20 protein-coding genes are annotated in these 16,569 nt (G+C 67.9%); 7 read left to right on the top strand and 13 right to left on the bottom strand.

Features of this window, described 5'->3' with window-relative positions; translation table 11 throughout:
- Positions 1-97: 97 nt before the first annotated feature.
- From rlmH to JHW45_RS02110, 3 genes are all read right to left on the bottom strand, one after another.
- Positions 98-565, bottom strand: coding sequence for a 23S rRNA (pseudouridine(1915)-N(3))-methyltransferase RlmH (gene rlmH / locus JHW45_RS02120; RefSeq protein WP_272859319.1), 468 nt, complete (start codon positions 563-565; stop codon positions 98-100).
- 15 nt (positions 566-580) lie between these two features.
- Positions 581-880: a ribosome silencing factor gene (rsfS, locus tag JHW45_RS02115; RefSeq protein WP_336385797.1), complete on the bottom strand. Its 300-nt coding sequence runs from the start codon at positions 878-880 to the stop codon at positions 581-583.
- Between the two features lie 199 nt (positions 881-1,079).
- Positions 1,080-2,447, bottom strand: a complete 1,368-nt coding sequence (locus JHW45_RS02110) for a mechanosensitive ion channel family protein (protein ID WP_272859318.1) — start codon at positions 2,445-2,447, stop codon at positions 1,080-1,082.
- Between the two features lie 255 nt (positions 2,448-2,702).
- Between JHW45_RS02110 and leuC the strand changes: the two genes are divergently transcribed.
- Positions 2,703-4,133: a 3-isopropylmalate dehydratase large subunit gene (gene leuC, locus JHW45_RS02105; RefSeq protein ID WP_272859317.1), complete on the top strand. Its 1,431-nt coding sequence runs from the start codon at positions 2,703-2,705 to the stop codon at positions 4,131-4,133.
- A gap of 47 nt (positions 4,134-4,180) precedes the next feature.
- Here the strand turns inward: leuC and JHW45_RS02100 are convergent, their stop codons facing one another.
- Positions 4,181-4,735, bottom strand: coding sequence for a hypothetical protein (locus tag JHW45_RS02100; protein ID WP_272859316.1), 555 nt, complete (start codon positions 4,733-4,735; stop codon positions 4,181-4,183).
- Positions 4,736-4,816: 81 nt separating this feature from the next.
- Here JHW45_RS02100 and leuD point away from each other — a divergent pair, with 81 nt between their 5' ends.
- A complete protein-coding gene (gene leuD, locus JHW45_RS02095) occupies positions 4,817-5,422 on the top strand; it encodes a 3-isopropylmalate dehydratase small subunit (protein WP_272859315.1) in 606 nt (201 codons plus the stop codon).
- Positions 5,413-6,489, top strand: coding sequence for an endonuclease/exonuclease/phosphatase family protein (locus tag JHW45_RS02090; RefSeq protein ID WP_272859314.1), 1,077 nt, complete (start codon positions 5,413-5,415; stop codon positions 6,487-6,489). The genes leuD and JHW45_RS02090 overlap by 10 nt, the downstream gene beginning before the upstream one ends.
- Before the next feature lie 39 nt (positions 6,490-6,528).
- Here the strand turns inward: JHW45_RS02090 and JHW45_RS02085 are convergent, their stop codons facing one another.
- The 9 genes from JHW45_RS02085 to JHW45_RS02045 are packed head-to-tail and all read right to left on the bottom strand — an operon-like array spanning position 6,529 to position 13,318.
- Positions 6,529-6,900 carry a hypothetical protein gene (locus JHW45_RS02085; RefSeq protein ID WP_272859313.1) on the bottom strand — a complete coding sequence of 124 codons (372 nt, stop codon included), beginning with the start codon at positions 6,898-6,900 and terminating at the stop codon, positions 6,529-6,531.
- A complete protein-coding gene (gene flhB, locus JHW45_RS02080) occupies positions 6,894-7,955 on the bottom strand; it encodes a flagellar type III secretion system protein FlhB (protein ID WP_272859312.1) in 1,062 nt (353 codons plus the stop codon). Before flhB ends, JHW45_RS02085 begins: the two co-directional genes overlap by 7 nt.
- On the bottom strand, positions 7,952-8,710 hold the full coding sequence (locus JHW45_RS02075; protein WP_272859311.1) for a flagellar biosynthetic protein FliR: 759 nt from the start codon (positions 8,708-8,710) through the stop codon (positions 7,952-7,954). Before JHW45_RS02075 ends, flhB begins: the two co-directional genes overlap by 4 nt.
- Complete coding sequence (locus tag JHW45_RS02070; RefSeq protein WP_272859310.1) at positions 8,707-10,806, bottom strand: flagellar biosynthesis protein FlhA; 2,100 nt, start codon at positions 10,804-10,806, stop codon at positions 8,707-8,709. Before JHW45_RS02070 ends, JHW45_RS02075 begins: the two co-directional genes overlap by 4 nt.
- A complete protein-coding gene (locus tag JHW45_RS02065; protein WP_272859309.1) occupies positions 10,803-11,081 on the bottom strand; it encodes a hypothetical protein in 279 nt (92 codons plus the stop codon). Before JHW45_RS02065 ends, JHW45_RS02070 begins: the two co-directional genes overlap by 4 nt.
- On the bottom strand, positions 11,081-11,947 hold the full coding sequence (motA, locus tag JHW45_RS02060) for a flagellar motor stator protein MotA (RefSeq protein WP_272859308.1): 867 nt from the start codon (positions 11,945-11,947) through the stop codon (positions 11,081-11,083). Before motA ends, JHW45_RS02065 begins: the two co-directional genes overlap by 1 nt.
- Positions 11,948-11,959: 12 nt before the next feature.
- A complete protein-coding gene (locus tag JHW45_RS02055) occupies positions 11,960-12,502 on the bottom strand; it encodes a MotE family protein (RefSeq protein WP_272859307.1) in 543 nt (180 codons plus the stop codon).
- Positions 12,495-12,845, bottom strand: a complete 351-nt coding sequence (locus JHW45_RS02050) for a hypothetical protein (protein WP_272859306.1) — start codon at positions 12,843-12,845, stop codon at positions 12,495-12,497. Before JHW45_RS02050 ends, JHW45_RS02055 begins: the two co-directional genes overlap by 8 nt.
- The gene (locus JHW45_RS02045) at positions 12,842-13,318 is read right to left on the bottom strand and encodes a flagellar basal body-associated FliL family protein (RefSeq protein ID WP_272859305.1); all 477 of its coding nucleotides are present in this window, start codon (positions 13,316-13,318) and stop codon (positions 12,842-12,844) included. The genes JHW45_RS02050 and JHW45_RS02045 overlap by 4 nt, the downstream gene beginning before the upstream one ends.
- A 118-nt stretch (positions 13,319-13,436) precedes the next feature.
- Here JHW45_RS02045 and fliF point away from each other — a divergent pair, with 118 nt between their 5' ends.
- Genes fliF through fliP form a run of 4 tightly spaced genes read left to right on the top strand, consistent with a single transcriptional unit; the run spans position 13,437 to position 16,541 of the window.
- Complete coding sequence (gene fliF / locus JHW45_RS02040) at positions 13,437-15,011, top strand: flagellar basal-body MS-ring/collar protein FliF (protein WP_272859304.1); 1,575 nt, start codon at positions 13,437-13,439, stop codon at positions 15,009-15,011.
- An 8-nt stretch (positions 15,012-15,019) separates the two neighbouring features.
- Complete coding sequence (locus tag JHW45_RS02035; RefSeq protein ID WP_272859303.1) at positions 15,020-15,583, top strand: hypothetical protein; 564 nt, start codon at positions 15,020-15,022, stop codon at positions 15,581-15,583.
- Positions 15,571-15,828 carry a FliM/FliN family flagellar motor C-terminal domain-containing protein gene (locus JHW45_RS02030; RefSeq protein ID WP_272859302.1) on the top strand — a complete coding sequence of 86 codons (258 nt, stop codon included), beginning with the start codon at positions 15,571-15,573 and terminating at the stop codon, positions 15,826-15,828. Before JHW45_RS02035 ends, JHW45_RS02030 begins: the two co-directional genes overlap by 13 nt.
- Entirely contained in the window at positions 15,828-16,541 is a 714-nt protein-coding gene (gene fliP / locus JHW45_RS02025; protein WP_419181851.1) for a flagellar type III secretion system pore protein FliP, read from the top strand. The genes JHW45_RS02030 and fliP overlap by 1 nt, the downstream gene beginning before the upstream one ends.
- Positions 16,542-16,569 lie beyond the last annotated feature (28 nt).

Here is a 16,569-nt window from a genome sequence, read left to right as displayed (position 1 = left end):
GGCATCGCACCCGCGTTCTTCAACCGGCACGCCAGGCGCGCAGCCGGCCATCGGCGGAAACGCGCCGACGTCTTGACATTTGGCAAGACGCGGCGGGTCAGTCGCGATGATAGGGCGATCCGGCCAGGATCGTCGCCGCCCGGTAAAGCTGTTCGGCCAGCATGACCCGGACCAGCAGATGCGGCCAGACCATCGACCCGAAGGCGATCTGCCAGTCGGCGCGCGCCCGCAAGGCAGGGTCCAGCCCGTCGGCGCCGCCGATCACGAAACAGACGTCGCGCGCGGCGTCGCGGAACCCGGCCAGCCGGGCCGCGAATTCGGGCGACGTGACCTGTTGGCCGCGTTCGTCCAGCATCACCAGCGCGGCACCGGCCGGTATCGCGCGGGCGATCAGTTCGGCCTCGGCCGTCATGCCGCCGCCGCGACGACCCTCGATCTCGGCCAGCCCGACCGGAGGCAGCCCGATGCCGCGCCCGGTCCGGGCGAAGCGGGCAAGATAGTCATCCACCATCGCCGCCTCGGGGCCCTTTTTCAGCCGCCCGGCGGCGACGATGTCGATACGCATTGCAGAAGCCGGCGGTCAGGTGACGGGGCGCGACGCCTCTCGCACCCGGTTCAGCGTGTCCGAGGGCATCCACATCTTTTCCAGCTGATAGAAGTCGCGCACCTCGGGGCGGAAGACGTGAACGATCACGTCGTCGGTGTCGATCAGCACCCAGTCTCCGGCATCCTTGCCTTCGATCCGGGGGGTCCGGCCGGTGGCCAGCTTGATCCGCTCGGCCAGATGCTCCGCGATTGCACCCACCTGGCGCGCGCTGCGGCCCGACGCGATCACCATGTGATCGGCCATCGGCGAACGCCCGCGAAGGTCGATGGTCACGACATCCTCGGCCTTGTCGTCTTCCAGCGAGGACAGGATGCGGGCAAGGCGCGTATCCGCGTCCTCGTTGTCGCCCGCGGCGGTCGCGGCCGGCCTGCCGGCCGGCGAGACGTCTTGTGACAGGGTTGTATCCTCCGGTCAGCGCGCCGATCGCCCCCGGCGCAGGGGTATCCTCAAGATAGCATCTTTTCGGCCCATCTCAATCATCGCTCACGGATTCGCGACCTGCCGCGTCCACAGGGGGCGCGTCGCTGCCCTGCCGCAGGGCGATGGCGTCGTTCAGCACCCGCACCTCGCGCTGCGGGAACGGGATCGAGATGCCGTTCGCCTGAAACGTATCCCACAGCGACAGATAGACCTGCCCGCGCACATTGGTCAGCCCGCCTTCGGCATCGCCTATCCAGAACCGCAGCACGTAATCCACGCTGCTGTTTCCGAAGCCCGTCACCCAGCACACCGGCTTGCGATGCGCCAGAACCCGCTTGACCTTCAGCGCCGCGGCGATGGCGATCTGGCTGACCTTGTGGGGATCGTCCTGATACGAGGTGCCGAAGGGGATATCCAGCCGCACGAAATTGTTGGTGTGCGACCAGTTCACCACCTGCCCGGTGACCAGATCCTCGTTCGGGATCAGGTATTCCTTGCCGTCGCGGGTCACCACGCTGACATAGCGCGCGCCCAGCTCCTCGATCCAGCCGAAGGTGTCGCCGATGCTGATGACGTCGCCGGGCTTGACCGACTTGTCCAGAAGGATGATGACCCCCGACACGAGGTTCGAGACGACCTTCTGCAACCCGAAGCCCAGCCCGACGCCGACCGCGCCCGAAAAGACCGCAAGCCCGGTCAGATCGAAGCCCACCGCCTTCAGCCCGACGATCACCGCCAGGCTGAACAGCACCACCTGCAACAGCTTGGCCGTCAGCACGCGCATCGTGGGCGAGATGTCGTTGTTCTGCGACAATCGCCCGGTGATCATGCGCGACAGCATCCGCGCACCCGCGATCATCAGCCCGGTGATCGCCAGCGCCTTCAGCACCGTCAGCGCCGACATCCTGAACTCGCCGACATTCAGCGCCAGGCTGTCCAGGATCTCGGCCGCAGAGGCCGTCAGCCCCAGCAGATGCAGCGTGACCCAGATCCAGGCCGCCCAACTGACGATCCGGCGCAGGAAACGGTTCCGGATCACCCGCATCAGAAAGAAGATCGCCGTCCACGCCGCCGCGATCGAGGCCGCAAGCTCGATCATCTGGCTGCGGAACGAATAGGTGACCTCACGCATAACCAGAACCACGATCCACGCCATCAGCGTGAACAGGATCAGCGCCAGCCGGCGATCGACCAGCAACCCGACCCGCAGTCGCCATTTCGGCCAGTTCTTCCGCGTCCGCAGCCAGCGCGTCAGCCGCGGCGACAGAAACCGCGCCATCAGCCATGCCAGCAGGATCAGGACTGCGATGACCGGCAACTGGTAGAAGCGCGAAGGCAGCAGCAGCGTGTCGATGAACAGCGAGATCCGATACCACAGCCCCTGCGCGGCATCGATGACCTCGGGGTTCAGTTCTTCCATTCGCGGTCCTCCCGTGGCGATTAGATACCGGGCCGGGGCGGCGGGGCAAGCCCGCGCATCTTGTGTCAACGCCCGAACGGGCTTAATAAAGATGCATGGACGGGTTCATCTATTTCGACATCCATGACCGGGCGCGACTGCCGTCGCGGTTCTTCGGCGAATCGCGCTGCATCACCGCGCGACTGTGACGGGCTGCGGCCAGACCGCAGCCGTCCGCCGCCAGATCGAAGCCTCACAGCCGAAAGCCACACCGCCATGACCCAGCCACATCCCGCGCCGCGCACCCTGTATGACAAGATCTGGGACGCCCACGTCGTCGACCGCCAGGAAGACGGCACCTGCCTGATCTATATCGACCGCCATCTGGTTCACGAGGTGACCAGCCCGCAGGCGTTCGAAGGGTTGCGCATGACCGGGCGCAAGGTCCGCGCCCCCGAACGCACCATCGCCGTGCCCGATCACAACGTGCCGACCACGCTGGACCGCGAGGACGGGATCGAGAATCCCGAATCGCGCATCCAGGTCGATGCGCTGGACCGCAACGCCCGCGATTTCGGGGTGAACTATTACCCGGTGAACGACATCCGGCAGGGGATCGTCCATATCGTCGGCCCCGAACAGGGCTGGACCCTGCCCGGCATGACCGTCGTCTGCGGCGACAGCCACACCGCCACGCATGGCGCCTTCGGCGCGCTGGCCCACGGCATCGGCACGTCCGAGGTCGAACACGTGCTGGCCACGCAGACGCTGATCCAGTCGAAATCCAAGAACATGAAGGTGGAAATCACCGGCCGGCTGGCGCCGGGGGTGACGGCCAAGGACATCGTGCTGTCGATCATCGCGGAAACCGGCACCGCCGGCGGCACCGGCCATGTCATCGAATATTGCGGCGAGGCGATCCGCAACCTGTCGATGGAAGGCCGCATGACCATCTGCAACATGGCGATCGAGGGCGGCGCGCGCGCCGGGCTGATCGCGCCGGACGAGACCACCCTCGCCTATGTGCGGGGCCGCCCCCATGCCCCCAAGGGCGCCCAGTGGGAGGCCGCGCTGGCATGGTGGAAGACCCTGTCCAGCGACGCGGACGCGCATTGGGACAAGGTCGTGACTATCCGGGCCGAGGATATCGCCCCCACCGTCACCTGGGGCACCAGCCCCGAAGACGCGCTGCCGATCACCGCCAGCGTTCCCGCGCCCGAGGATTTCACCGGCGGCAAGATCGACGCCGCGCGCCGATCGCTGGATTACATGGGCCTGACGGCGGGCACGAAGCTGACCGACATCGCCATCGACGCGGTGTTCATCGGGTCGTGCACCAACGGCCGGATCGAGGATCTGCGCGCCGCGGCCGAGGTTCTGCGCGGCCGCAAGCTGGCTTCCGGCGTGCGCGGCATGGTGGTGCCGGGCTCGGGCCTGGTGCGGGCGCAGGCCGAGGAAGAGGGGCTGGACCGCATCTTCCTGGATGCCGGCTTCGAATGGCGGCTGGCCGGCTGTTCGATGTGTCTGGGCATGAACCCCGACCAGCTTGCCCCCGGCGAACGCTGCGCCGCCACCAGCAACCGCAATTTCGAGGGGCGACAGGGCTACAAGGGTCGCACCCACCTGATGTCGCCCGCGATGGCGGCCGCGGCGGGCGTCGCCGGGCACCTGACCGATGTGCGCGACCTGATGGCGCAGACGGTCTAGGCCGCGATGCGCGTCCGTTGGCCATGAACGACATCCGCAGGCGGGTTTCAGCCGCGCCGCAGCAGCCAGACCGCGTTCAGCGCGATCAGCACCAGACCGGCGTTCTCGAACAGGTAGTTGGTGCTGACGCCAAGCTGCCGGCTTCCGATCAGCGCGTCCATGTGGTGAAACCCCACCGCCCGCACGACGACAAAGGCGCACAGGATCGCCAGACCGGCCAGCGCCACGCCATGCCGGCCAAGCTGGCCGCGCATCCGCCGCATCAGCACCAGCAGCAGCCACCCGACGCCCCACAGCAGCACCAGGATGAAGCCAAGCTGGACGATCCGGCGGCTGTCATACCATCCCTGTGCGTTGGCCATGCAGCGGCCCAGGGAGGTCAGCGCGCTTTGCAGATCCATCTGCTTGTTGATCGCCAGAAACAGCATCAGCAGCGCGATCAGGCCCCAGAACAGGCGGCCGCGCCGGTCCCCCAGCCGGCGCCAGACCTGAAAGGCCAGCACGAAGCACAGCAGATAGGCCAGCACCGTCAGCCACCCGGTCACGTCCGGATCGCCGATGCGGGGCTGCCACGCCGCCGCCACGCAGTTCAGAATTTCCATGCCCACCCCCAACCTGTCGCAGCGAAGGCAACCTAGCAGCGCCTGCAAGCCCCGGACCAGACATAAACTTTCGAGGATCAGATGGACAAGTTCACCACCCTGACCGGCATCGCCGCCCCCATGCCGCTGGTCAATATCGACACCGACATGATCATTCCCAAGCAGTTCCTGAAGACGATCAAGCGAACGGGGCTGGGCGTGAACCTGTTCGACGAGATGCGCTATGACCGCGATGGCAACGAAAATCCCGATTTCGTGCTGAACCAGCCGGCCTATCGCGATGCGCAGATCCTGATCGCGGGAGACAATTTCGGCTGCGGCTCCTCGCGCGAACATGCGCCCTGGGCGCTGCTGGATTTCGGCATACGCTGCGTCATCTCGACCAGTTTCGCCGACATCTTCTTCAACAACTGCTTCAAGAACGGCATCCTGCCGATCACCCTGCCGCAGGAGGCGGTGGACGTGCTGATGGAGGATGCGCGCAAGGGCGCCAATGCCCGCATGACCGTCGATCTGGAAAACCAGACCGTCAGCGCCTCGGACGGGCAGGAATTCGGCTTTGACATCGACCCGTTCCGCAAGCACTGCCTGCTGAACGGTCTGGACGATATCGGCCTGACGATGGAAAAGGCGCCCGCGATCGACAGCTATGAAAGCCAGATGGCGCAGGCCCGCCCTTGGGTCTGAGGGCCGCAATCTGCCTGTGGCTTCTGGCGGCAGCGCCCGCCCCGGCCGAACCGGTCCGCATCGCCACGTGGGACCCCGGACTGACCCGCAAGGGGCCGGGCCTGCTGCTGCGCGACATCGACCGGGGCGATCCGCAGGTTCTGGCCGCGGCCACGGTCATCGCCGCCGCCGCCCCCGATGCGATCCTGCTGACCGGGTTCGACTGGGACCATGACGGCCGCGCGCTGGAACGATTTTCCGAAACGCTGCGCGGCGCCGGGCTGGACCTGCCCCACCGCTTTGCCGCGCGTCCCAACAGCGGCATGGCCACCGGACTGGATCTGGATCGGGACGGCCGTCTGGGCGAGGCGGACGATGCGCAGGGCTGGGGCCAGTTCACCGGCCAGAACGGCATGGCGGTGCTGTCGCGGCTGCCGCTTGGCCCGGTCACCGACTATACCGATACGCTGTGGCGCGATCTGCCGGGTCATCTGATGCCGGACAGCACGGATGAGGCGGCTTCGGTCCAGCGCCTGTCCTCGACCGCGCATTGGGATGTGCCCGTGCGGACGCCCGAGGGTGTTCTGCACCTGCTGGCTTGGGCGGCGACGCCCCCCGTCTTCGACGGACCCGAGGATCGCAACGGGCGGCGCAATCACGACGAGGCCGCCTTCTGGCTGCACCATCTGCCCGACGCGCCGTTCGTGCTGGCCGGCAATGTCAATCTGGACCTGATCGACGGCGACGGCCGCGCGCAGGCGGTGCAGTCGCTGCTGCGCATCGCGCAGGACCCGCAACCGCGCGGCGCGTGGCAGCCGCCGCAGACCGGGGCGAATGCAGGGCAGCGGGGCGATCCGGCGCTGGACACCGCCGATTTCGACGACGACGAGCCCGGAAACCTGCGCGTCGATTACCTGCTGCCGGCGAGAACGCTGAACGTCATGGCCAGCGGCGTGCTGTGGCCCGCACCGGGCGAGCCGCTGGCCGAGGCGGTCGAAGCCGCCTCGGATCACCGCCTGGTCTGGGTCGATCTGGAGCTGTCGCCCGCGCAAACGCCTGCACCGATCGCCGCCGCAGGGGATCGCTAAGACCGGCGCCGAACGGCGATCCGGGGTCGCCCTGCCCCGTCAGGATCGGTCCCGCCCCGCCTTATCCGTCTGGCGTTTCACCAGTTCCAGCAGAATCTGCGCCCGCCCGAATTCGCGCGCGGCGTCGCGTCGCGCAGCCTCGAATCGCGGGGTCATCCGCGCCAGTTCCTGATCGGCGCGGCGCAATTCGCGCGCCGCACGGCCGGCCTGAGCGTTGGCCATCCGCGCCTCGGACACGCTCAGCGGGGCGACGCTGGCATAGCTCTGGTCCAGCGCAACTTGCAGGGCCGCGACCTGTTCGCGCGCGGCGCTCATGTGAAGGCTGAAGGCGGCCAGTTTTTTCAGCTCCTGCTCGGCCTTCAGCCGCGCGATCCGCTCAAGCTGCGCCAGTTTGCGTCCCTGCCCTACCATCCCGCCCGCATCTTCTCGCGCATCTTTTCGGCGAAACGGATCGCGGCGGCGACGGCGGCGAAATGTTCGCGCCGGATTTCCTGACCGATCTCGACCGTGGCGTGGATCGCGCGCGCGCAGGGCGGGTCCGACCAGACCGGGATGTTGCCGTCGCGCGCCCGCTTTCGGATGCGGGCCGCGACCTCGTCGGTTCCCTTGGCCAGGCAGACCGGGGCCCGACCGCTGCCGCGCTGCCATTGCAGGGCCACGGCGTAATGGGTCGGGTTGACGATCACCACATCGGCGCGGGCGACATCGGCCAGCATCTGGCGCGTGGCGATGTCCACCGCGCGCTGACGACGCGCGGCCTTCAGATGCGGATCGCCCTCGGAGTCCTTGTGTTCGTCCTCCATCTCCTTGCGCGACATGCGGTTCTTGCGCCGGTGGTCATGGCGTTTCCACAGCATGTCCAGCACCGCGAACCCGACCGAGATCGCCGCCGCCATCATCAGCACCTGGCCGATCAGCAGCGGCAGGCCCGCGACCCAGCCCGCGCCGGTCATCGCGCTGCCGGCCAGCCGGTCTAGCAGGGCTGCGAACAGATACCAGCCGCCGATGCAGACCAGCCCCGCCTTGCCGAACGAGATGGCGAAGGTCATCAGCCCCGAGGCACCGAATTTCTGGCCCGCCGTCTTCACCGGGTTGATGCGGCTGACATCGAAGGCCAGTTTCTGCGGCGCAAAGACCAGCCCGCGCTGCGCGATCAGCGCAACGACGATGGCGACCATGGAGACCGTGACCAGCCCGATCACCGCCATGCTGGCAAAGCGCCCCAACGCGGCCGCCAGTCCGAAGACCGAGTCCAGCGGCCACCCCTCGGCCCCCATGGCGCGGCTGGCCATCGCCAGCCAATGCCGCACCGCGAAGCCCGCGCCGGTCGCAAAGGCCAGCCACGCGCCCAGATACATCGCCGCCACGTTCAGTTCGCTCGCGCGGGGAATGTCGCCCTTTTCCCTGGCCTTGCGCAGCTTCTGTTCGGTCGCCTCGAACGGCTTGTCGGTGTTGTCCTCGCTCATCGTGCCCTCGGAAGCGTGAAGCCCAGAACCGCGTCGGCCCACAGCGCGATCAGCATCGGCGCCATCAGCGCCAGCGCGGCCAGCGCCAGCATGATCGACGCCGGAGAGCCGATGAACGCGACCGGCAGCGCCGGCATGACCCGGTTGATCACGCCCGACAGGGCCTGAAACAGAAACCCGCCCAGGGTGAACGGCGCGGCCAGCATCATCGCCAGCGCAAAGCTGTGCGACACCATCGCGACCGCCGCATCGGCAAGCCCCTGGATCGCGGGCCAGCCCGCCGGCGGCCACAGCGCAAGGCTGTCGGCCAGCATCCGCACCAGCATGATCGGCAGCCCCAAGGCCATGATCACCGCCATCCCGCCCAGATGCAGCAGATTTCCCACCGGATGGGGCGCGGCCTCGTTCTGGACGCCGACGATCTGCGACAGCGATGCGGTCGCGGCGATCGCCGTCGTGGCCACATCCAGCGCCAGCGCCAGCAGCCGCAGCAGCGCCCCGGCGGCAAGCCCGATCAGCATTTCGCCGGCGATCTGCGCGATCAGGGCGGGGGCCGCCTGCGGCGGCGGAACCGCGCCGACCAGCCCGGCCAGCAGCGGCGTGACCGCCATCGCGATCCCGACCCGCACCCGGACCGGGATCACCCGCTCACCCAAGCCCGGCACGATCAGCAGGCAGGCCTGCACGCGGGCATAGACCAGAACCATGCCCCAATCGAGGCCCGGCACCCACTGGTTCACAAGCTGCCACATCATGCGGCCTCGATGGTGCCGACCAGGTTCAGGTCGGCGGCGGGGTCGATTTCCTCAAGCCCCAGAACCGGCAGGGCGACGCCGTTCGAGCCCAGCACCGCGCGGATGGTGCGCCTGCGGTGGTCGGGGGCCACGATCACGATCTGCGCGCCGCCCTGCGTCAGCGCCATGGCGCGGCGCGTCGATTCCAGCAATTTGCGCGACAGCGCCGGGGTCAGCGCGCCGCCGCCGGCGCGTCCGGTCTCGGCATCGGCGCGCACGAACTCGGCCTCCCACGCCGGATGAAGCTGCAACGCCAGGACGCGGCCGGCATCGTCGCTGTAGTGCTGGGTGATCTGGCCGCGCAGCCGTTTGCGCACCAGCTCATACACCGTTTCGACCGAGTCGATGGTCCTGAACTCGCAGATCGCGTCGATGATCAGCGGCAGGTTGCGGATCGAGATCCGCTCCTCCAGCAGCGCGCGCAGGATCGCCAGCAGCAGTTCGGGCGTCACCTTGTCGGGAATCATGCTGTCGAGATAGCGGCGGTTGCGTTCGGCCCGCGCGGGATCGGACAGGGATTTCAGTTCTTCGATCTGGCGCTGCATCGCGCCCAGTGTCAGCAGCGATGCCAGATGGGTCTTCACCACCTCCATCAGATGCGTGGAAAGAACCTCCATCGGTGTGACGACGGTGGCGCCCATGGTCGCGGCCTCGTCCTGATCCTGACGCGGAATCCAGCGCGCGGGGCTGTGATAGACGGGTTCACTGACGGCCAGCCCGCCGATCCGGTCCAGCACGCCATCCGCGCCCAGCGCCAGCACCTCGCCCGGCCGCAGGCTGCCGCGGCCCCGGACCACGCCGTGGATGCGGATCTGGTAGTCGCCCGGCGCCAGATCGTCGGTGTCGGTGATGCGGACATCGGGCAGGATCAGGCCAAAGCTGCGGGCAATATGGATGCGCAGATTGCCGATCCGGTTGCCAAGCCCCCTGGCCTGGTCCAGCGCCGTCACGATCAGGTCCGCCCCGATCTCGACGCTGATATCGTCGGTATCCAGCACATCGCCGATGCGGCCGGCCGCGCGCGGGGCGGGATCGGTTTCGGCCGCCGGCGCGGGCTGTTCCGCCTGCCGCAGCCGGTGACGCGCGATGGCGAACGACGCGGCCGCCATCGCCCCGGCCAGCGCCAGAAACAGCAGCCGCGGCATCCCCGGCACGAACGACATCAGCACCATCGACGCGCCGACCACCGCCGCCGGCTGCCAGCCCCGCACGAACTGGTGCGAGATCAGATCGGCGGTGGTATCGGTCGCGCCGCCGCGCGACAGCAGCAACGCCGCCGCCATCGAGGTGATCAGCGCCGGGATCTGGCTGACCAGCCCGTCACCGATGGTGAGGTGGGAATAGGTCTGGACCGCGCTGCCCACGCTCATCCCGTGGACGACGATGCCGACGCTGAGCCCGACCAGCAGGTTGATCAGGGTGATGACGATCCCCGCCACCGCATCGCCCTTGACGAATTTCGACGCGCCGTCCAGCGAGCCGAAAAAGCTGATCTCGCGCTGTTCCTGCGCACGCCGGCGCTTGGCTTCCTCGTGGTCGATGGCGCCGGCGTTCAGATCGCCGTCGATGGCCAGCTGCTTGCCGGGCAGCGAATCCAGCGCGAACCGCGCCGCGACCTCGGCCATGCGGCCCGAGCCCTTGGTGATGACCATGAAGTTCACGACCGAGATCACCGCAAACACCGTCAGCCCGACCAGCAGAGAGCCGCCGGCGACGAAGGCGGCGAACCCGTTGATGACCTGCCCCGCCGCATCGGTGCCGGTATGACCCTCGGTCAGGATCAGCCGCGTCGACGAGACGTTCAGCGACAGCCGGATCACCAGGCTGACCAGCAGAAGAACCGGAAACGCCTGAAAATCAGCGGGCTTCTCGACCAGCGAGGCCATGACCAGAACCAGCGTCGCGGTGGCAATCGACAGCGCAATGCCGAAATCCAGCAGGCCGGGCGGCAGCGGAATGACCAGCGAGATGACGATCAGCACCAGAAGACCGGTGATCATCAGCGGCGCATCCAGAACCCTTCCGGCCCTTGGGCCAACGGCGGCGACGGCCTTCATTCGCGGTCTCCGTGCGGATCGGCGGCGGGCTTCAGGATGTCTTCCAGCGTCCAGGGATCGGCCCGCAGCAGCCCCGCCCGCCTGAGAAACACGATGGCCTGCAATCTGTGCGCCGGCGGCATCCGCATCAGCTGCACGCGGTAATCCGGCGGCAGGCTCTCGCCCTCCAGCAGCCAGGTGGCGGCGGTGGCGGCATAGGCCGCCAGATCGGGCGGCAGCGCGGTCGCCGCCTCGCCGGTGCCCGCCGCCAAAGCAAGAATCGCCGCCGCCAGCATCACGCCGCCTTCTTCAGGTCGCGCAGCGCCGTTTCCAGCACGTCGAAACTGGGCCGGACATGTTCGGGTGCCGATTGCCGCCCCACCTCGACGCACAGATTGGTGGCGTGCTGGTGCAGGCCCGCGACCAGAACCGACTTGATCACGTCATAGAACCCCAGATCCTGCTTGATCACCCCGCCCAGCCGGTTGGCCAGCGGCGCGACGAAACCATAGGCCAGAAACACCCCCAGAAACGTGCCGACCAGCGCGCCGCCGATCATCTTGCCCAGCACCTCGGGCGGCTGGTCGATGGCGCTCATGGTCTTGATCACGCCCAGCACCGCGGCGACGATCCCCAGCGCGGGCAGCGCATCGGCCATCGTCTGCAGCGCGTGGGGCACATGCATCTCTTCCTCGCGCAGGATGGCGATGCGGCGCGACAGCATTTCCTCGACCTGATAGGGATCGTCATAGTTCAGGCTGGCCGAGCGCAGCGTATCCGCGATCAGCGAGACGATGTGGTGATCGGCCAGCAGACGCGGATAGGCGGTGAAGATCGCCGAATCGTTCGGCTGTTCGATATGCTGTTCCAGCGCGACCGGATTCTCGCGCGCGATCCTGAGAAGCTGGAACATCAGGCACAGCACGTCCTGATGATCCTGCGCGGTCCAATGCGCGCCCTTGAAGGCACGCTTCAGCCCGCCCGGCGTGGCCTTCAGCACATGGCTGTCGTTGGACAGCAGATACGAGCCGATCGCCGCGCCCATGATCATCATCATCTCGAACGGCAGCGCATGGGTGATGACGCCCATCTTTCCGCCGGCCAGAAGATAGCCGCCGAAGACCATCGCGAAGGTGACGAAGATGCCGATAAAGCCGAACATGGCGGATGTCCCCTATTGTTTGCGGACGCTGCGCGCGCCCATCTGGGCGGTCATCAGCGCCGCCTGTCGCGGCTCGACCGCGGCGATGATGCGGGCGCCGGTTTCGGGGCGGACGCGCATGAGGATCTCGGCCGCGAAATCCGCCGGAAGATTGGTCAGAATCGCCGCCGCCTCGGCCGGCTTCATCTGGTCATAGACGGCGACCAGCCGTTCGATGTCGGAACGGACCGCCTCGGTCGCGCTGTCGCTGCGCGACCGGATGCCGCCCTTTTGCGCCTTCAGTTCGACCAGCTTGCGTTGCAGCGCCTGTTCGGCCTGCGCCAGCTGAGCCTTTCGCGTCTCGATGCTTTCCATATAGCGTTCGATCCGCAGCGCGCGGTCGCGCAGCTCGCCCGCCAGGGCGACCGCCTCGGGAACGTCGCCGCAGCCCTGCAACAACCCGCTTGGTTCGGCAAAGGCGGCAAAGACGCGCGACAGATCCTGCGTCTGCCAGACCGCCGCCAGCGCGGGAACCGAAAAGACCAGCGCCAGCCAGGGCAGCACCGACCTACGCATCGGCGTTCACGGCGCGCTTGCGAAGCCGGCGGGCGGGAACCGGCCGCGTCTGGGGCGTGGCGGCCGCGTCGATGCGCTGGCGCAGATCCCACATCGCGCGTTCCTTGCGGGCGCGGGCGATGTCGGCGACCAGCCTTTCGCTGGCGTCGGTGGCCTCGCTGCGCGCGGCGACGATGGCGCGTTCCAGCCGGTCGACCTCGGCCGCCATGACCGCGATCGCGCCGCCCAGGCCCGTTTCCAGATCGTTCAGCCGGCGCAGGCGACGCGCCAGCACCAGGCAGAAGCCAGCAAGGCCGACAGAGGCCACGGCAAGCGCGGCCTGAAGCAGGGTTTCGATACTCATCTGATGAGAAACTCCGTGATCAGCATATCCTTCACGGGCGTGTCGCCCAGCACGTAACGGGTCCGCATCGCCAACTCGCCGCGGATGATTTCCAGCACGCCGCGCTTGTCATAGGCGGCGGGGTCGATTGCGGACAAAAAGCCGGTGAACGCGTCGGCCACGCGGGGCATGAGGTGTTCGACCTCGGCGCGATGGGCCACGTCCGTCTCGATCGCCGCGCTCAGCACAAGGCTGCGTCCGGCCCCGCCGGGGATGTTCAGCTCGATCCGCGGGACATCGACGAAAACCGCCTGCGACACGGGGTCGTGGCCGGCGGCGTCGGACGCGCCGGCCAGCAGCGCGGCGGGCGACCACAGCCCCAGATAGGTCGAGGCGAATCCGGCCCCGCCCAGCACGATCGCGGCCAGCAGCGGGATCAGCATTGCCCGCGTTCGGGACGCTTTCGGGGGCGGCGGTTCGACCGTTTCGGACATGGTGATTCTCCGTCGTGATGAACCGGATTTAGCACCACGCGACTAACCAAATCTTAAGATCGGACATGTCATCAAGGGCCTGACGGAAAACCTGACGCTGATTCGGAAAGGGCCGGTTTTGCAAAAACTGCAGGACTATTGGAACGAGCGAAGCTCACAACAGAAGATCGTGCTGGCGGCGGCCTTTCTGACCACGTTTCTGGCCATCGCCGGCTTTGGCTGGCTGGCCAGCCGTCCGGGCATGTCGATGCTGTATGGCGGGCTGGACCCGGCACATTCGGGCGAGGTCATCGCCGGGATCGAACGTGCCGGCGTCGCATACGAGGTGCGCGGCGACACGATCTGGGTCGACGCGAATCAGCGCGACCGGCTGCGGATGGACCTGGCCTCGCAGGGCCTGCCGGCATCGGGCAGCGCGGGATATGAGCTGCTGGACGGCATTTCCGGCTTCGGCACCACATCGCAGATGTTCGACGCCGCCTATTGGCGCGCGAAAGAGGGCGAACTGGCCCGCACCATCCTTGCGCTGCCCAACGTCAAGTCCGCGCGGGTGCATCTGGCGGTCGAGAACGGGCGCGGCTATCGGCGCGACCTGACCGGCAGCGCCTCGGTCACGCTGACCACCAACGGCCAGCAGATCACGCGCGATCAGGCGGCGGCGCTGCGCTTTCTGGTGTCGTCGGGCGTGCCGGGGATGTCGCCCGACAGCGTGACGGTGATCGATTCGCAGCGCGGCATCGTGTCGGCCAGCGAAGAGACGGCCGGACAGGATCGCGGCGCCGACATGAAGCGCAATGTCGAACGCATCCTGGAACCGCATGTCGGCCCCGGCAATGCCATTGTCGAACTGAACCTCGATCTGGTCACCGAAACCGAGCTGATGACCGAACAGCGTTACGATCCCGATCAGCGCGCCCTGATCTCTCAGGTGACCGAGGAAACCACCGATCAAAGCAATTCGACCGGCGCCGGCGCGGTGACGGCCGCCTCGAACCTGCCGGATGCCGAAGAAAGCCAGGGCGACGGTTCGCAGGCCTCGCGGTCGGAAAACCGCCAACAGGCCAATTACGAAGTCAGCCGCGTCACCCGCGAAATCCAGCGTCAGCCCGGTGCGACCCGCCGCCTGACCGTCGCCGTGCTGGTCAACGGCGTGGCCCAGACCGACGCGCAGGGTCAGACGCAGCTGGTGCCGCGCGCGGAGGCCGAGCTTGCGGTCCTGCGCGAACTGGTCGCCTCGGCCACGGGCTTCGACGAGACGCGCGGCGATCTGATCACGGTGAAATCGCTGCCCTTCGCAAGCCTGGGCGACAACGGCACGCTGGCGCGGCCGGGTCTGCTGGACCGGCTGGAGGTGAACGGGCTGATCCGGCTTGCGCTGATCGGGCTGTTCGCGCTGGCGGTGATGCTGGCGATCCTGCGCCCGGTGCTGCGCGCACGCGCCGCCGTGCAGGCCGCCCCCGCCGCCCTGGCCGACGACAGCGCCGCCGTCCCGGCACCCGTGACCGGCACGATCGAGCAAGACGCGCCGCAGCAGGCCGCCGCACCGCAGCTGATCGCGCCTGAGCCGCCGCAGCATCTGTCGCTGCCGCATGGCGATCCCGTCGCCCGGCTGCGCACGATGATGCGCGACCGGCACGAGGAAAGCATCAAGATCCTGTCCGGCTGGATCGACAACAAGGAGAACGCGCATTGACGCAGGCCATGTTCAGACTGGAATCCTTCACCGCCGCGCTTGCGGGTCGGGACACGAAACAGATCTTCGACCGTGATGCGCTGGACCGCGCGCATGCCGAGGGTCTGGCGGCGGGCCTTGCCCGCAGCCACGACGACCAGATGCGACATCTGGGCGCGGGGCTTGAGCGGCTGGCCGTGGCGCTTGCCGAGGATGCGCAGCGCCGGGCCGCGCTGCGGGCCGAGGCGGCCGCGGCGCTGTCCCCGATCCTCGATGCGATCCTCGACAATCTGGCGCCGGCGGCGGACTCGGCGCGATTGCGCGACGCGCTGACGGCCGAACTGGAACGGCTGGCGCAGAAAGCCGCGCCGCTGCGCGCGCGCATCGCCTGCAGCGACCGGCTGCAAGGGCTGGTCCAGCGATGTCTGGCGGATGCCGGGATCGAGGGGATCGAGCTTGAGCCGTCCGACACCGACCGCATCAGCCTGTCGCTTGAGGGCGGGCGGATCGAGTTCTGCCCGGACCGCCTTGGCCGGGACATGCGCGCGCTGATTTCCGATATCTCCGGGGACGAATCGTCATGGACGCATTGAAGCACCTGATCGACACCGACAACATCCAGCTTGAGGTGACGATCCGCCTGGGCCGGACCCGCCGCACGGTGGCGCAGCTGTCCGCGCTGCGGCCCGACGACGTGCTGATGCTGGATCAGCCGATCGAGGACGGGGTCGAGATCTGCGTGGGCGACAGGGTCATCGCGCGCGGCGAACTGACCGGCGACGGATCGCCCGAGGAACGGCTGTGCGTGCGCATCGTCGGCGCGACGGAGGCGGTGTGATCCGCCTGCACGCGGTTGCGGTCGCGCTGCTGGCCCTGGTCCCCTCGGCCGCGCTGGCGCAGGGCCTGCCCGATCCGGGGCAGGCGGCGGCAGGTCTGGGCCAGAACGCGGTGCTGATCGTGCTTGCGCTGACCGCGCTGTCGCTGGCGCCGGGGATCGCGATCATGGTGACGTGCTTTCCCTTCATCGTCACCGTGCTGTCGATCCTTCGTCAGGCCATCGGGCTGCAACAGGCGCCGCCGAACATGCTGATCGTCAGCCTGGCGATGTTTCTGACATGGTTCATCATGGACCCGGTCCTGCGCGAGGCATGGCAGATGGCCGGCGCCCCCCTGCGCGACGGCAGCATCGGCATCGCCGAGGCGTTCCAGCGCGGCATCCTTCCCTTTCAGGGCTTCATGTCGGCGCGCACCGATCCCGACACGTTGCAGGGCCTGGCCGAGATCGCCCCCGATCCCGCCGCGCCGGCGGACCGGCTGTCGGTGCTGGTCCCGGCCTTCATGCTGTCCGAGATCCAGCGCGCCTTCGAGATCGGGTTCCTGATCGCCCTGCCCTTCCTGATCATCGATCTGGTCGTGTCGGCGGTGCTGATGTCGATGGGCATGATGATGGTGCCGCCGGTCGTCGTCTCGCTGCCCTTCAAGCTGGCGTTCTTCGTCGTGGTCGACGGCTGGTCGATGATCGCGGGCGCGCTGGTACGCAGCTATCAATGACGCGCGTCCGTCCGTCCGTCCCTGCCCG

The organism is Paracoccus stylophorae, from assembly GCF_028553765.1.
GTDB lineage: Bacteria > Pseudomonadota > Alphaproteobacteria > Rhodobacterales > Rhodobacteraceae > Paracoccus > Paracoccus stylophorae.
Note: the sequence above shows the minus strand (reverse complement) of the source record. Positions and strands in the feature narration are given on the sequence as shown.

Bases quoted from the DNA above. Each gene is read 5' to 3' on its own strand.
- rlmH (WP_272859319.1), bottom strand. From the start codon at position 565: ATGCGTATCGACATCGTCGCCGCCGGGCGGCTGAAAAAGGGCCCCGAG.
- JHW45_RS02100 (WP_272859316.1), bottom strand. From the start codon at position 4,735: ATGGAAATTCTGAACTGCGTGGCGGCGGCGTGGCAGCCCCGCATCGGC.
- motA (WP_272859308.1), bottom strand. From the start codon at position 11,947: ATGTTCGGCTTTATCGGCATCTTCGTCACCTTCGCGATGGTCTTCGGC.
- JHW45_RS02045 (WP_272859305.1), bottom strand. From the start codon at position 13,318: ATGTCCGAAACGGTCGAACCGCCGCCCCCGAAAGCGTCCCGAACGCGG.
- leuC (WP_272859317.1), top strand. From the start codon at position 2,703: ATGACCCAGCCACATCCCGCGCCGCGCACCCTGTATGACAAGATCTGG.
- JHW45_RS02110 (WP_272859318.1), bottom strand. From the start codon at position 2,447: ATGGAAGAACTGAACCCCGAGGTCATCGATGCCGCGCAGGGGCTGTGG.
- JHW45_RS02035 (WP_272859303.1), top strand. From the start codon at position 15,020: ATGTTCAGACTGGAATCCTTCACCGCCGCGCTTGCGGGTCGGGACACG.
- flhB (WP_272859312.1), bottom strand. From the start codon at position 7,955: ATGAGCGAGGACAACACCGACAAGCCGTTCGAGGCGACCGAACAGAAG.
- JHW45_RS02070 (WP_272859310.1), bottom strand. From the start codon at position 10,806: ATGAAGGCCGTCGCCGCCGTTGGCCCAAGGGCCGGAAGGGTTCTGGAT.
- leuD (WP_272859315.1), top strand. From the start codon at position 4,817: ATGGACAAGTTCACCACCCTGACCGGCATCGCCGCCCCCATGCCGCTG.
- JHW45_RS02055 (WP_272859307.1), bottom strand. From the start codon at position 12,502: ATGCGTAGGTCGGTGCTGCCCTGGCTGGCGCTGGTCTTTTCGGTTCCC.
- JHW45_RS02085 (WP_272859313.1), bottom strand. From the start codon at position 6,900: ATGGTAGGGCAGGGACGCAAACTGGCGCAGCTTGAGCGGATCGCGCGG.
- JHW45_RS02030 (WP_272859302.1), top strand. From the start codon at position 15,571: ATGGACGCATTGAAGCACCTGATCGACACCGACAACATCCAGCTTGAG.
- JHW45_RS02050 (WP_272859306.1), bottom strand. From the start codon at position 12,845: ATGAGTATCGAAACCCTGCTTCAGGCCGCGCTTGCCGTGGCCTCTGTC.
- JHW45_RS02065 (WP_272859309.1), bottom strand. From the start codon at position 11,081: ATGCTGGCGGCGGCGATTCTTGCTTTGGCGGCGGGCACCGGCGAGGCG.
- JHW45_RS02075 (WP_272859311.1), bottom strand. From the start codon at position 8,710: ATGATGTGGCAGCTTGTGAACCAGTGGGTGCCGGGCCTCGATTGGGGC.